Here is a 13,886-nt window from a genome sequence, read left to right as displayed (position 1 = left end):
CTTTTTACATCGCTGGTAAAATTATTTTATTAATCATTCGCTGATACTAATAAGAAAGACCACCATCACGCCAGAAAGTCCTAGGTAAAATATCGGTCAAATCCACACTTCCTGCCACGCCTGTTCCCAATGCGTTATTACTATCCATCACTGGCAACAGCATTTTACCTACCCGAATATCCACACTCTGCTGACAGTCACCTTCAGTACACGCATCCACCCCATTACTGCCCACAGGGTCAAGGAACACGATTTGCGCCCCACTAAGGATTTCATTAACACCCGCTACCACTGATCTATCCTTATCAGCGTCTACCGTACCATCACGGTTCAAATCCGCCACGGCCTGCCCGTTAAACAAGTCGATCACGTAAGCGCGTGCCGTATTCGCGGGGGCATTACAAGGGTCATCACTAGCACCATCGCCAACCGCAAAGGTAGTAAATACCACTTTATTGAGGAAAGTGACCGCTGGAGCAAGCACTTTCTCAGCGTTATTCGGCAAGTCGTAATACCAACCGTAATATCCCGCATCCAGCAGATTTTTACCCGCCCCTGCCAAAGCATCCGCCTCGGTCAAATCGGCATCAGTCAAGGTCGTGAAAGTATCAGGATCAGGGGGTGTATACACATTTTCATCCTTCAACACGTAAAAACGGTCTTGAATACCGGCGCTCTGCGGATGCGAGCGATAGCCACTGCCAATCGCCAATATCATGACCGTTTGGCCTTGGTGCTGCATCAGCGCCACATCCGGTTCGTAATAGAACTTGCGTTTGTCTGTCCCACTGCCAGCCAGATTTGCCAACAGGGTCAAACGGGCATCAGCGTAATCGTACATACTGGCATCGGTATCACGTAAATCCATGTCCATATCCACCCGCCACACCTTACCGCCAGTATCCGCAAAGTACAGACGATCAAGTGCACCGTTACGATCCATATCCAGCACCCGAATATCGCCCGGAATACTGTGTGTCAGCAAGGCATCAGCACCATTCACATCATCACGCAATGACCACAGCTTATCACCTGTCAAGGCATCAACGATGAACACATCCCGCCCCATCGCATCAGGTGTCCGGCTTGCCGGGTTCTCTTCCTCTAACGCCGGGTCAAAACCACCACCGAACACCAGCACATCTTTCAACTCCATCGGGTCAGCGACTGTTGCCTGCACCCGCATTTTAGCCAAGGCCGGTTTTGACCAACTCTCACCCAGCTCAGCAAAATCTGCCTGACTGCTGTTGAGCGTCCACGCCAGTTTTGGAGCGGCAATGTCCGTAATGTCCAGCGCGTAATAAGCCCTGCCACCGCGTCGCAGACCAAAGAACAGGTAGGCTTTCTCACCTTGGCTGGCATCAACTTTGCCATCCCCATTCTTGTCCAGCATCCACGTCACCAGTTGCCCATCCACCCCGTAAAAATGGGTTTTAGCCTGATTGTTGTCGTAAAAATGACGGATGTTTTTCAGCAATGACTGCGGCATGAATGCCCATTTTTCTGCGCCATTATCCGTATCAAAGGCGTGCAAGAAACCTTCATTACTGCCCACCAGCACATAACTTTTACCATCAATGTAATCCAGCACCGCCGGTTTGCTGTTCATGATGTCACCTATATGGTGACGTACCGTGCTGCCATCCTTATCGTAACCGCGTGCAAAGGCCAACAAGCTGGCGTGCAAGGCATCATCCATCCCCGTATCCCCCAGCAACGCTTTGCTAATGGCCGCATTAGCAACACCAAGATAACCCAGCGTACCACCTGCATCGGTGTACAGCGTGCGGCTGGCAGGGTTCAGTAATGCCGCAGCACCACCGGCTTGTACCTGATTACCATCCGCAGCAGTCGAGGTTGACCATTCATCCCAGGTATCCTTGGTAAACTGCCCCTTGTCATCCACCGCTGGCTTGTTGTTTTTAGTGCTGTATATCTGGCCTTTCTGGATGTCAACAATCCCATCGCTATTGGTATCAATGGGCGATTTTGCCACCTTGAACTTTTTCAGATTACCCGACCAAAGCGGTAACTGGCTGCGCTCAAACACGGGGATATACACATTGTCACCGTGTGCCAACAGATTGCTCTTGTCGATACTGTAAGCCGGGGCGCTGAAAGACGCCGATGCCGCATCAATTTTATCCAGAATGCTGTTGAAGCTATTGGTCAGGTCATCCAGATTACTGGCCGTGAATGCCCCATTACTGGTAACCGCCAAACGCCCCCAGTAGCGCAAGGGGTTCAATATTTCCTTTAGGCCGGAACGGACTTCTGCCAACGCCACACCCGCACCCAGCACCCCAAAGACCTGCTGATACACATTCTGAGTTTTTTGCGCCAAAGCCAGTGGCTTGGTGACGGTATAATCGGGCTGATAAGCCATACTGGCCGAGGCGATCTGCCCACCATCAATGCGGTTAACCTTGCGGATCACTTGATCAAACGCCAGCTTCAAGCTAGTGCTGTCGTTTGCCGCCAAGGCTCCATCGGTCATATTGGCGAGGCTGGCAAGGTAGTCAGTACTGGCCTTATCTTCCACACCAAACGCCACTGTGAATGTACCAATAGCCTGTTTGCCTGCAACCGTACTGGACTGGTCCGTGTTGGCAAGAAAGTGGGTCAATTCGGAGCCACAGGTGCCACTTTTATAGCCGTTAGGGGCATCATTACCGCATCCTGCGCCCTTGCCAGTCAGGGTTTGCACCTCATTCTGGCGTAGTGGATATTGGTTAATACCACCGCCGTTACTGGCGCTGCCTGCGTATTCAGGCCGCCCGTCAGACATCAGTACCACGTAGTTGGCCTGACATTCATACTGCATCGGCGAAATATAGCGCTTCCCGCCGCCACAGGTGATTTGCTGTTGCCTGCACTGTTCCTCGGTAACGTCTTCCCATTCCTCACACACCTGTTGCGTGCTGGTGTTGGTGGTGGAGCAGGTAAAGCCGCCGGTGCATTGCTGGACATTTTTAGTGCAAGCCACCTCAGTACATTGCTGGACATCTTTCATGCAAGCCACTTCGGTGCAACTGGAAATTGGCTGGCCCGATTCATCGTAGCCACTTGTCACACAGTTCTGACACATCCCCGGTTGTTTTACGGTTATGCAATTTTGGCAGGTACTGGCCTGTTGCACCGTTTCCCAACCACAGCACTGGTTGGGTGTCGTTGAGGTGATGGTTTCCGTGGCGTATTTCTTGCAAACCTTTTTCGTCTCGGTCTTACAGTCAGTCAGGGCAAGCGCAGTGTTACACTGACCTGCTGAGTTATTGCACCATGATTCTTTGGTCTGGCAATTCAGGCTCGCGTCATTGGTGTAGGTGGATGGATGAGCTGCCCGTACCTGATCGGGGGCGAGATTGCCAAAATCGACCGTTTCGCCACGGTAATAACGGCTGGCTTCATACAAGGCATCCACAATCGGCGTGTTACCGCCTGCACTCCAGCTATGGGCAATGTCTTGCAAAAATTCCCGCACAGGTTCACCGTTTCCTGTTGGGTTGGGCAAGTTATCCTGCCCCAGCGGAATACTGGCTTCGATGACCGATTTGGCACCACCGTTACCATCCTTATCCAGATCAATCGGTTTTACTGGGAAGCTGACTCCATTCGCCTGGTTTTCACCATGCCCACCGTAACGCATCAAACCAATATTGAGGTTGCCCGGTGCCGAAGACATGACCGCTGAAAAGGCTTCCTGCATGACTTGCATACGGGTTTTACCGCCACTGCCTGCCACGATGTTTTTGTTCACACAGCTACTATCCGGCTTGTCGTATAGCCCGTTGGCATCAGCTTGGCACTCCATGCTCAGCGAGGTATCCAACACAAACAGGATGTTCGGGTCGGCACTGACGCTTTGCCCGTAGTAAATCTCTGCATCATCAGCCATCAATACGGTAGAAAACAGCAGGGGGATAGCGGGTAATAGACGGCGAAGCATTCGTTTCATGGTGCACCTTTTTATTATTCTGGCTACTGAGGCAAACAATGGGTTATTTCCAGCAGGTATTGGCAGTGGTCGTGGTGGCAGTCGCCCCACCCTGTTTCACACCGCGATTATTCAGTGTCATAACTTGGCAGGGCGTGTCATGTGCCTGAGGCTTGCCACTCGTCGCTGTAGCTGTGGCTGTAAAGGTAGTGGCGGTCGCGGTGATCGACAGGGTGTAATAACCATCCCCACTGCTCGTACTGTAGCCCAACGCCGTGGTATCCCCATAACTGCGGTTACGCAGGAAATAGCTTTCTTCGCGCTGCGCAATTTCCATCAAGGCTACTTGCGCGTCTGCGCGGCGGCTTTTCTGCACACTGGCGGTATAACTGGGGTAAGCAATGGCAGCCAGAATGCCGACAATCGCCACGGTGATCATCAGTTCAATCAGGGTGAAACCGCGTTGGTGTGTTATTGTTGTCATGATTATGGCCTTATTAGTTCGCGTTGATTGGCTTGGCTTAGTTGATTTTGGGAACGGGTTTCAACACACCTTCGGAATGCTCGCTACGCGCCCCCGTTCCTGACAGGGAAGCATTTGCCTCCGTGGTAAACACCCGACAGGAAATACCGCCCGCATCCGGTGTCATTTCAGTCGTCATGGCAATACCTTTCAGAGGTGGGCAACCTTCTTCCTCACTCATTGCCGACTCACCCGTTACCTTGACGCCACTGGTTGCCTCAGAAAAGGTGCTCAGTTGCAATTCTTTAACCTTATTCTTATTGTAAGCACCTGACGGTGTTGTACCCGTTTGCGCTGTTTGCATCACCTGATACAAACTGATGGATTTCCTGAGCATCGAATCTGCCCCCTGGAATGTCAGCATGGACATCATCTGATTACCAGCAATGCGGCTATCGACTGTTGCCATCCGGGTAGCGGCAATGCCAATCACGGTCATGGTCAGCAAGATAACCAACCCCCACACCAACACCGCACCGCGTTCCTGTTTTCTTGTTCTCATACTGAGTCTCCCTTAGCCATCAACTCTATTGCGTAGTTGAATAACCGTGTTATAAACGACGTGTTGGTAACGATCATCACGCACCACATCCTTATCCAACAAGCGGTATGTTTTAGATTCTTTTACGGGCAAGACGGGTTCTATCGAACGCATTAACAACGCCACCTTAATACTAATTACCCTGTCCCAAGCATTGGCTGTTGTCACTTGCGTTGCGGTAAGGTATTGATCTACCGAGTCATTGCCATCAGCATCTACCCCGTACATGAACTGCATGGCATCAACCCCTTGAGCCACTGATTGTTTATTAGCACTAACCGAACCAGAGCAATACAAATTGGGAATACTGACTCCCAGTGAATCCTTTTCCGGTGTAGTGGCATAACCAATCGAGAACGTATTATAAATGAGCGAGCCTTCCACATTTGCCGCCGCCCCATGCTTACACAACGACTTCAAACGCTGCGCTCTAGTATCACTCAACGTGATACTGTTACCTTCTGTATTACCACAATCAATAAACAACGCATCATCCCCCACATACGCAATACCAACAGTATCCCTGCCTGTCTGTTGCGCCGGAGTCGTACTCGCATCATCAGCCGTCACATTTAACGTTGATGCTGTATTAATATTACTGCCACCATCAGAACAAGTACCTGCTACTGGTGTTGTCAGTACAAACGGTGTTGGCAATGGAAACACACCCGCAGCAGTGGCGGCATACCCCGTATGTTCCAAATGTTTGGTCAGGGCATTCAACGCGACACGCGCATTTTCATCCATCAACGAAAGCTGATCACGCGCTTGGTAATTACGCTTACTGCTCATGTAGACTGTTCCTATCCCTGCCATCAGCACCAAACTGACGACCATCGCAATCATCAGCTCAATCAGCGACAGCCCTTTTTGCCTATTGGCCTTTTTCATGGTTTTCCCCCTACAAAATGGCATCCAGATTGATGTTGAAGCTTTCGACGCCGTCGGTATTGCCATCAAAATCACCTGCTTGACTACTTGCAGCATTGCGTTCATCCCATTGCAAATTGACCGTCACCCCCTTACGACAATCGTTGGTCGGACAAGTCACTTGCAGTTGCCCTCCCATCAGGACATTGTTGATACCGCTGCTCGCCCCATCACCACACATGACGTTGTAAACATCGTAGGTTGCCATCTCCCCCCCAGTACAATGAGTGCCGGTGGAACAATCCTTACTCAGGGCAGTGCTGCAATGGGTAGCAGCCGTAACGGCGGTAGTCAAAAGGTACTTGGAATCAGGAACAGGTGGCGTAGCAGTTGTCATGTGGAACACTTCTGCCTTATTGGCACGCATCCGCTCCAGCAGGTCATGCACAATCCAGGTAGCCTGCTGCATTTGATAGGAATTATGGGTGGTCTTCATCCCCGCGATTTGCAAGCCAGCCAAACCCAGCAACCCGGTAGACAGTACCACCGTAGCAATCAGGACTTCCAGCAGGCTCAAACCTGACTGTTTGTGAGGGGATGGTAAGCGTATCGGCATAGTGCGACCTATTAATATTATGATGGGTGCTTTAGGTAATGCCCATTATACTGAAAACCAAAATTTATGGGGAGAAAATACAAGTTATGCCGATAAGCTGTAGCATTTAGGGTATCAATGGCAGTTGCGCCACTCATCTGACAGGCAAAAAAAACCCCGGTATGTAACCGGGGAGAGAACTCTCAACTCATGACTATGACGCTACTGCGTTACTATAGAAGTCGCTACATCCCGCCAAAAAGTTCATGTGTTTACGCATTCTTTTTCAGTGAAGCCTCATGGAAAAGGCTGGATCCAGACTTGATCGCAAACCACCTTCCCGTAACAAACGCTCCAGTTGCTTACCCAGACCACCTAAATCCTGACGATAGATAATCAGCCCATCCAGCAAAAGCTGCGCAGAACTACGCTGCCTCATGCTCTCTCGGACTACAAGTCTTCTACTCATTTACATACCCCTTACTTGCTAGTACTAACCCTCGGTTTAAATATAGTTCAAAAATGAATTTTCTGTGTTGTCTTTCTAGTGAGTTTGGGGATAATACAAGAACTTTAGTATATTAACGGCTACTGATTAAGCATGACCATCGCAGAACCCCTTACGCCCGAACAACGCCTATTATTCATTGACGAACTTGATCATGAATCAATCAGGCAGTTACAACATGATACAGCGAAAGCCCACCAACTCACCCCTTACTTTCACGATACCCTGAAAAAGGGTGTTACTGGCCCAACACTCGCGGTCATACCCGCCGGACGCTTTGAAATGGGTTCGGAACCCAGCGAAGTTGGTCATCAGCGCGAAGAAGCCCCGCGCCATCTCACCATGATCACCAAGCCGTTTGCGATGGGCATTTACCCCATCACGGGTGAAGAATTCCGCCTGTTCCGTCAGGACACTGAATGGTTTTTGCGCCCGGAACTCATCTGGCACGAAGGCCGTTACCCCGCAATCAATGTCCGCATCGAAGACATCAAACTGTTTCTGGCATGGCTGAGTATGCAAACAGGCGCAACCTACCGTCTGCCAACCGAAGCCGAATGGGAATACGCCGCCCGCGCTGGCACGACCACCCCTTTCCATCACGGTGAAGATGTAAGCTGCAAGGAAGTGCATTTCAACCCGCTGTTCCCCTACAAGGAAAAGTTGGATAAGCGCCGCTGGTATTTGCCGCGTTGCTTCCCCAGCCCCAAAGCCAGCGAAGTCGGCCTGCAAGCCGCTAATGCCTGGGGCTTACACGATGTGCACGGTAATGTGTGGGAATTTACTCAGGATCACTGGACAGCTTCCCACCTGTACGCCAACCGTGATGGTCGTCCTTCCAACTCGGCAAACCCGTATTGGTACGTCACCAAAGGCGGCTCATGGTTCGACCCGGCAGCGCGGGCGCGAAGTGCAGCCCGCAAAAAACGCTATCTGGATGAAATGGACACCAACCTCGGCTTCCGGGTAGTACGGGAACTTTAACCGCGATTACTCGCGATCAAATTCCAGCGCCATGCCTAGTGGCGCAACATCCAGCAGCTTGCCGTCTTGCCAGACCAGTTGCCCATTCACCAAGGTGGCGGCAATGCTGGAGCGGAATTCGTAACCATCGAACGGCGTCCAACCACACTTTGACAGGCTATTGGCGTGCGTTGATACAAACGGCTTGTCCAGATCAACCAGCGTCAGGTCTGCCCAATAGCCTTCACGGATATAGCCACGATCCTTGATATTGAACATCTCGGCAACGGCATGGCTGGTCTTTTCGACAATGAATTCCAGCGTGAAAATGCCATCTTGATAATGCTCCAGCACCGTTGGCAGCGCGTGTTGCACCAGTGGCAAACCCGAAGGCGCTTTAAAATAACTGGGGTTGTGTTTTTCTTCCCACGTATGCGGGGCGTGGTCAGTGCCGATCACATCCAGCCGCCCATCCAGCAATGCCTGAATAATGCCTGCGCGGTCTTCCGCCGTCTTGATTGCCGGGTTGCACTTGATGAGCGCCCCTTTGGTCGCATAATCCTCATCCGCAAAATGCAGGAAATGGACGCAGGCTTCCGCCGTAATCTGCTTGTCCTTCAAGTCCGCATCGGAAAACATTTCTGCTTCTTTGGCAGTGGAAATGTGCAGGATATGCAAGCGCGTCCCACAGCGCTTTGCCAATTCCATCGCCATCGAAGACGATTTGTAACAGGCGGCTTCACTACGGATGGTCGGGTGCAAATTGAAGGGGATATTGTCACCGTAAATACTGCGGTAACTTTCCTCGTTTTCCATGATGGTCGGGGTATCTTCACAATGCGCCGAAATCAGGATCGGTGCATGGGTAAAGATTTGCTCCAGAATCTCCGGGTCATCCACCAACATATTGCCGGTCGATGCTCCCATGAACACTTTTATCCCGCAAGCATCTTTCGGGTTCAGCGCTTTGATGACTTCAAGGTTGTCGTTGGAGGCGCCCAGATAGAACCCATAATTCCCCAGCGAACGCCCCGCAGCCAAGTGTTTTTTATCGTTAAGCGTCGCAGAATCCAGCGCATTTGGGATGGTGTTCGGCATATCCATAAAGCTGGTAACGCCCCCCGCCACAGCAGCACGGCTTTCGCTTGCCATGTCAGCCTTGTGGGTCATCCCCGGTTCACGGAAATGCACCTGATCATCAATCATGCCCGGCAGTAAATGCCGCCCGGCAGCATCCAGTACCCTGACACCCGGTGCGGACAAATGACGACCAATGGAGGCAATACGCCCGTCACGGATGAGCACGTCAGCTTCCGTAATCTGCCCTTCATTGACCAGATTTGCATTGACAATCAACAGTGAACTCATAGGGAGGCGTCTCCTTGAAATCAGGATTCCCGTTCAAGAACCAGGAAGGAATAGGGATAAGGGTTTTTGGCATCAGCAGGACAATTAATCCGCTCTACTTCATGCCATTGATATTGATTATAGTCAGGAAAAAAAGTATCGCCTGTAAAATCAGCATCAATCAAGGTTAAATACAGACGGTCGGCACGCGCCAAAAAGTGCCGGTAGATTTGAGCACCACCCACAATCATCACTTCGGGGGCACTAGTGACCGCTTCCCAAGCTGCATCCGGCGAGGCAAAGCGTTCTGCGCCACTGGGCTGAAAGGCTGTATCACGTGAAATGACCAGATTACGGCGTCCGGGTAAAGCGCGTCCGATCGAATCCCAAGTTTTGCGCCCCATGATAATCGGCTTACCTAGGGTATTTTGTTTGAACCAAGAAAGATCAGCGGGCAAGTGCCAAGGCATGTTGCCTTCGCACCCGATCACCCGCTGATGTGCCATCGCTGCAATCAGTGACAGCATTGGTATTACTTGACCACCCGCAAAGCAGGGCGTTTGGTAGGCTTCGGCGGTGGTGGTTCATCCTGACCATCATCAGCATCAGAGGAGGAACCCTCATCACTGTTGGTCACCGCTGTCCCGGCAACCGTTGCCAGTGATGGGCGTGGCGCCGGTGCTTCCGCAGCAGGAATCGCCATACTCTCGGCATATTCCTCTGGCGGGAAATGCAAGCCATCCTGCGTTTCCTTGGCGTAAATACCCATGATCGACCACATCGGCAACCAGATCGACACAGACTTGCCACCGAAGCGGGCACTAAAGGTTACCTGATCATTGTCCATCATCAGATTGCTGGTAGCCGTCATGCTCACATTCAGCACGATACTGCCATCCTTGACAAACTGACGAGGAACCTGAACCTGATCGGAACGTGCATCCACCATAATATGCGGCGTCAGATTATTATCCGCGATCCACTCGTAGAAGGCACGCAACAAATAAGGTCGCTTCGGGGTGTAAATGGGTTGCTTGGGCTGGTTCATGGGCGAATCGACTTTTCAACCTTACTCAAAGACTGCTGGAATGCATCGCGTGAAAACACCCGCTCCATGTACTTCAGGATAGGCTTACCCTGTTTTTCCGGTACATCAATACCGTATTTGGGCAAGCGCCACAGGATCGGGGCAATCGTGCAGTCCACCAACGAGAACTCATCACTCAGGAAGTAAGGCTTGACGGAAAATACTTCCGCCGCTGACAACACACTTTCCCGCAAGATCTTACGAGCTTGGGAAGCCGTAGCATCATCGCCGTGCTCAATATCATCGACCAGTGAGAACCAGTCCTTTTCGATACGGAACAAAGCCAAACGGGAATGCGCCCGTGTCACTGGGTCAACCGGCATTAACGGTGGGTGCGGGAAACGCTCATCCAGATATTCCATGATGATACGCGCGTCATACAACACCAGATCGCGGTCGAGTAACGTTGGCGTGGTATTATAAGGGTTCAACTCCGCGAGATCTTCAGGTTTGTTATCGGGGTTGATATTGAGAATATCGACGGTAATATCTTTTTCCGCCAGCACAATACGTACACGATGACTGTCTGCACAGTCAGGCGCGGAAAATAATGTCATGACAGATCTTCGGCTGGAAAGCGAAGCCATATAAGCGGGACTCCCTGTACTGAAAACAAAAAAGCCACTCTATAGTACACTAGAGTGGCTTAAAGGTGTTATACCGACGAAGTATTAATGAACATCCTTCCAGTATTCCTTCTTCAGGAAATACGCAAGTACGGCAAACAGCCCCAGGAACAACAACACAAACACCCCATAGGTTTTACGATGTAGTGCTGCTGGCTCACCAACATAGGTCAGGAAGTTGGTAATATCGCGTGCAACCTTATCATACTCGGCTGGGGACATAGTGCCTGCTTTAACGGTTTTCATTTCGCAATGTTCAACCGCGTGCTCGCCTTCACCTTCTTTGGTGCACTCTTTCGCTTGCAAACCTTGCAATTCCCACAGGACATGCGGCATACCAGCGTTTTCAAACACGGTATTATTTACGCCCATCGGACGGCTTTTATCCACGTAGAAAGCTTTCAGGTAGCTGTAAATCCAGTCCGACCCACGTGAGCGACCAACCAGCGATAAATCCGGTGGCGGCGCACCGAACCATTCTGCTGACTGCTTGGGGGACATCCCGTTTTTCATCAGCTCACCAGCTTTGGTCGGCTCGCCATCAGTACGGGTGAAAATCAGGTTTTTAGTCACCTGTTCCTCAGTCAAACCCAGATCCGCCGCCACACGGTTATAGCGGCTGAAATTCAGGGAATGGCAACCCATGCAATAGTTGGCAAAATACTTCGCCCCCACTTGCAGGCTGGCTTGATCGTGAATATTGATATTCGCCGACTCCAGATGCACACCACCTTCATTGGCCAACGCAGCGCCAGATACCATCACGGAAGCTGACAGTGCGAACATTACACTTGCAATAAATTTTTTCATGTTTGTCACACCTCAACCTGTTACACGGTCAGGAACCGGCTTTTCTTCATTGCAGCTCGCTTTAAAAGCAGGCAACAACAAAGTCAGTGCCAGATAGCCTACTGGCCAGATAGCCTGAATAAGCATTTGGTTCAATGCTTCAGGGTCACTACCGGGTACACGGAACGTAAAGTCATAAGCAATAATCGCCGCCAGCAGGATACCAAACCACATCACATACTTCGCCTTGGATGGATTGCTATGGATCCACAGCACCACAAAGAAAATGAAGTAGATTTGGGTCATACGCGTACCCAGTTCCTTGAAGGCAGGCGTTACCGCTTCAACACCCATCCAGCCCAATACCAAGAACACCACAGCAAACAGGATCAGGTTGATCTTGTGTGCGCTGGTGCGGTAGCGCCAAGATTTAACCGGATTACGGTCGATCCACGGCAGCACGAACAGGACAGCAATCGCAGCAAACATCGCCAACGTACCAAAGAACGGGTCAGGAATTGCACGCAAAACGGTATAAAATGGCGTGAAGTACCACACAGGGGCAATGTGCAATGGTGTTTTCATCGCATTCGCTGGTTCAAAGTTTGGCTGTTCGAGGAAATAGCCGCCACCTTCTGGTACAAAGAACAGGATAGCGAAGAAGCCAATCAGGAACACGATCACACCCAGAATGTCTTTAACAGAGTAGTAAGGGTGGAACGGAATACCATCAGTCGGGGCAGTTTCGCTCCAACGGTTGCCTTTAGGGCCTTGCTTGATTTCAACACCGTCAGGATTATTGGAACCGACTGCGTGCAGCGCCACGATGTGGACAAACACCAATGCAGGCAGCACCAGCGAAGGCAAGAAGAAGTGTAGCGCAAAGAAGCGGTTCAGGGTTGCATCACCGAGTACGAAGTCACCACGAATCCAGGTAGACAGACCTTCACCTATCACCGGAATCGTATTGAACAGGTTGATGATAACCTGCGCACCCCAGTAAGACATTTGACCCCAAGGCAGCAAATAGCCCATGAAGGCTGTTGCCATCAGCGCCAGATAAATCGCCATACCGATCAACCAGATCAGTTCGCGCTTGCCTTTGTAGGATCCGTAAATCAGCGCACGGAACATGTGCAGGTACACCACGATAAAGAACGCAGAAGCGCCCGTGGAGTGCATGTAGCGGATAAACCAGCCACCCGGCACATCACGCATGATGTATTCAACCGAAGCAAACGCCAAACCGGTATCCGGCTTGTAATGGAAGGCCAGGAACAGGCCAGAGAAAATCTGGATAACCAGTACCAGCATCGCCAGTGAACCGAAGAAATACCAGAAATTGAAGTTTTTAGGCGCATAGTAACCAGCCAAATGCGCTTGCCAAGTTTCCATCATGGGGAAGCGGTCTTCGACCCAACCCAGGAAACCCTTGTAATTATGTGCGGGACGCTCTGCCATTATGCTTTACCTCCATCTTCACCGATCAGGATAGTGTTATCGTCTTTGAAGTAGTACGGAGGTACTTCAAGGTTCGCCCCGGCTGGAACGTTCTTGAAAACGCGACCTGCCAGATCGAATTTAGAGCCGTGGCACGGGCAATACCAACCACCTTTCCAATCTGCACCCAAGTCAGCCGGCGCCAACTCAGGACGGTACGTCGGGGAACAACCCAAGTGCGTACAAATACCAACCAGCACCAGATATTGCTCTTTCCCCTCGCGGGTACGTGCCAAATTCTTGGCATATTCTGGCTGCTGCTTGATATTTTCGGAATTCGGGTCTTTCAGACTCGCTTCCAACCCCGCCAACGCATCCAGCATTTCCTTGGTACGGTTAACCAGCCACACTGGCTTGCCGCGCCAAACCACACGAATCTGTTGACCCGGCTCCGCCTTAGTCACAGAAACCTCAACCGGTGCACCAGCGGCAAGCGCCCGCGCACTAGGATTCCATGAATTAAGGAACGGAGCCGCAACCGCTGCCACCCCTGCTGCCCCTACCACTGATGTGGCGGCAATCAGGACGCGGCGACGGCCTTTATCTACTCCAGAATTTGCCATCGTAAGCACTCTCCCAAATGTTCAAAACTTAACCTGCACC

The 13,886-nt window shown here is 51.2% G+C and carries 14 protein-coding genes; 1 reads left to right on the top strand and 13 read right to left on the bottom strand.

The features are described 5' to 3' along the window. Positions 1-46: 46 nt before the first annotated feature. The 6 genes from J9253_RS02190 to J9253_RS02165 all read right to left on the bottom strand — a co-directional run bounded on the left by J9253_RS02190 (position 47) and on the right by J9253_RS02165 (position 6,932). Entirely contained in the window at positions 47-3,955 is a 3,909-nt protein-coding gene (locus J9253_RS02190) for a PilC/PilY family type IV pilus protein (protein WP_210223107.1), read from the bottom strand. Between the two features lie 43 nt (positions 3,956-3,998). Further along, complete coding sequence (locus J9253_RS02185; protein WP_323128865.1) at positions 3,999-4,418, bottom strand: type IV pilin protein; 420 nt, start codon at positions 4,416-4,418, stop codon at positions 3,999-4,001. Between the two features lie 37 nt (positions 4,419-4,455). Then, the gene (locus J9253_RS02180; protein WP_210223106.1) at positions 4,456-4,959 is read right to left on the bottom strand and encodes a pilus assembly PilX family protein; all 504 of its coding nucleotides are present in this window, start codon (positions 4,957-4,959) and stop codon (positions 4,456-4,458) included. Between the two features lie 12 nt (positions 4,960-4,971). After that, the gene (locus tag J9253_RS02175) at positions 4,972-5,889 is read right to left on the bottom strand and encodes a PilW family protein (protein ID WP_210223105.1); all 918 of its coding nucleotides are present in this window, start codon (positions 5,887-5,889) and stop codon (positions 4,972-4,974) included. A gap of 10 nt (positions 5,890-5,899) precedes the next feature. Beyond that, the gene (gene pilV, locus J9253_RS02170) at positions 5,900-6,484 is read right to left on the bottom strand and encodes a type IV pilus modification protein PilV (protein ID WP_210223104.1); all 585 of its coding nucleotides are present in this window, start codon (positions 6,482-6,484) and stop codon (positions 5,900-5,902) included. Between the two features lie 265 nt (positions 6,485-6,749). Further along, entirely contained in the window at positions 6,750-6,932 is a 183-nt protein-coding gene (locus J9253_RS02165) for a hypothetical protein (RefSeq protein WP_210223103.1), read from the bottom strand. A gap of 132 nt (positions 6,933-7,064) precedes the next feature. On the opposite strand from J9253_RS02165, the gene J9253_RS02160 reads away from it, so the two are divergent. Next, positions 7,065-7,955, top strand: a complete 891-nt coding sequence (locus J9253_RS02160) for a formylglycine-generating enzyme family protein (RefSeq protein WP_210223102.1) — start codon at positions 7,065-7,067, stop codon at positions 7,953-7,955. A gap of 6 nt (positions 7,956-7,961) precedes the next feature. On the opposite strand, the gene J9253_RS02155 is transcribed toward J9253_RS02160, so the two are convergent. From J9253_RS02155 to petA, 7 genes are all read right to left on the bottom strand, one after another. Continuing rightward, positions 7,962-9,302 carry a dihydroorotase gene (locus J9253_RS02155; RefSeq protein ID WP_210223101.1) on the bottom strand — a complete coding sequence of 447 codons (1,341 nt, stop codon included), beginning with the start codon at positions 9,300-9,302 and terminating at the stop codon, positions 7,962-7,964. 20 nt (positions 9,303-9,322) lie between these two features. Continuing rightward, positions 9,323-9,808: a type 3 dihydrofolate reductase gene (folA, locus tag J9253_RS02150; RefSeq protein ID WP_210223100.1), complete on the bottom strand. Its 486-nt coding sequence runs from the start codon at positions 9,806-9,808 to the stop codon at positions 9,323-9,325. 5 nt (positions 9,809-9,813) lie between these two features. Further along, positions 9,814-10,329, bottom strand: coding sequence for a ClpXP protease specificity-enhancing factor (locus J9253_RS02145; RefSeq protein WP_210223099.1), 516 nt, complete (start codon positions 10,327-10,329; stop codon positions 9,814-9,816). Continuing rightward, complete coding sequence (locus J9253_RS02140) at positions 10,326-10,955, bottom strand: glutathione S-transferase N-terminal domain-containing protein (RefSeq protein WP_210223098.1); 630 nt, start codon at positions 10,953-10,955, stop codon at positions 10,326-10,328. Before J9253_RS02140 ends, J9253_RS02145 begins: the two co-directional genes overlap by 4 nt. 84 nt (positions 10,956-11,039) lie before the next feature. Beyond that, positions 11,040-11,804, bottom strand: a complete 765-nt coding sequence (locus J9253_RS02135) for a cytochrome c1 (RefSeq protein ID WP_210223097.1) — start codon at positions 11,802-11,804, stop codon at positions 11,040-11,042. A gap of 12 nt (positions 11,805-11,816) precedes the next feature. Continuing rightward, a complete protein-coding gene (locus J9253_RS02130) occupies positions 11,817-13,244 on the bottom strand; it encodes a cytochrome b (protein WP_210223096.1) in 1,428 nt (475 codons plus the stop codon). Beyond that, positions 13,244-13,846: a ubiquinol-cytochrome c reductase iron-sulfur subunit gene (gene petA / locus J9253_RS02125; RefSeq protein ID WP_210223095.1), complete on the bottom strand. Its 603-nt coding sequence runs from the start codon at positions 13,844-13,846 to the stop codon at positions 13,244-13,246. Before petA ends, J9253_RS02130 begins: the two co-directional genes overlap by 1 nt. Positions 13,847-13,886: the final 40 nt, after the last annotated feature.

This window comes from Thiothrix litoralis (genome assembly GCF_017901135.1).
Lineage (GTDB): Bacteria > Pseudomonadota > Gammaproteobacteria > Thiotrichales > Thiotrichaceae > Thiothrix > Thiothrix litoralis.
Note: the sequence above shows the minus strand (reverse complement) of the source record. Positions and strands in the feature narration are given on the sequence as shown.

Coding starts and splice junctions, on each gene's coding strand:
- J9253_RS02190 (WP_210223107.1), bottom strand. CDS start 3,955: ATGAAACGAATGCTTCGCCGTCTATTACCCGCTATCCCCCTGCTGTTT.
- J9253_RS02185 (WP_323128865.1), bottom strand. CDS start 4,418: ATGACAACAATAACACACCAACGCGGTTTCACCCTGATTGAACTGATG.
- J9253_RS02180 (WP_210223106.1), bottom strand. CDS start 4,959: ATGAGAACAAGAAAACAGGAACGCGGTGCGGTGTTGGTGTGGGGGTTG.
- J9253_RS02175 (WP_210223105.1), bottom strand. CDS start 5,889: ATGAAAAAGGCCAATAGGCAAAAAGGGCTGTCGCTGATTGAGCTGATG.
- pilV (WP_210223104.1), bottom strand. CDS start 6,484: ATGCCGATACGCTTACCATCCCCTCACAAACAGTCAGGTTTGAGCCTG.
- J9253_RS02165 (WP_210223103.1), bottom strand. CDS start 6,932: ATGAGTAGAAGACTTGTAGTCCGAGAGAGCATGAGGCAGCGTAGTTCT.
- J9253_RS02160 (WP_210223102.1), top strand. CDS start 7,065: ATGACCATCGCAGAACCCCTTACGCCCGAACAACGCCTATTATTCATT.
- J9253_RS02155 (WP_210223101.1), bottom strand. CDS start 9,302: ATGAGTTCACTGTTGATTGTCAATGCAAATCTGGTCAATGAAGGGCAG.
- folA (WP_210223100.1), bottom strand. CDS start 9,808: ATGCTGTCACTGATTGCAGCGATGGCACATCAGCGGGTGATCGGGTGC.
- J9253_RS02145 (WP_210223099.1), bottom strand. CDS start 10,329: ATGAACCAGCCCAAGCAACCCATTTACACCCCGAAGCGACCTTATTTG.
- J9253_RS02140 (WP_210223098.1), bottom strand. CDS start 10,955: ATGGCTTCGCTTTCCAGCCGAAGATCTGTCATGACATTATTTTCCGCG.
- J9253_RS02135 (WP_210223097.1), bottom strand. CDS start 11,804: ATGAAAAAATTTATTGCAAGTGTAATGTTCGCACTGTCAGCTTCCGTG.
- J9253_RS02130 (WP_210223096.1), bottom strand. CDS start 13,244: ATGGCAGAGCGTCCCGCACATAATTACAAGGGTTTCCTGGGTTGGGTC.
- petA (WP_210223095.1), bottom strand. CDS start 13,846: ATGGCAAATTCTGGAGTAGATAAAGGCCGTCGCCGCGTCCTGATTGCC.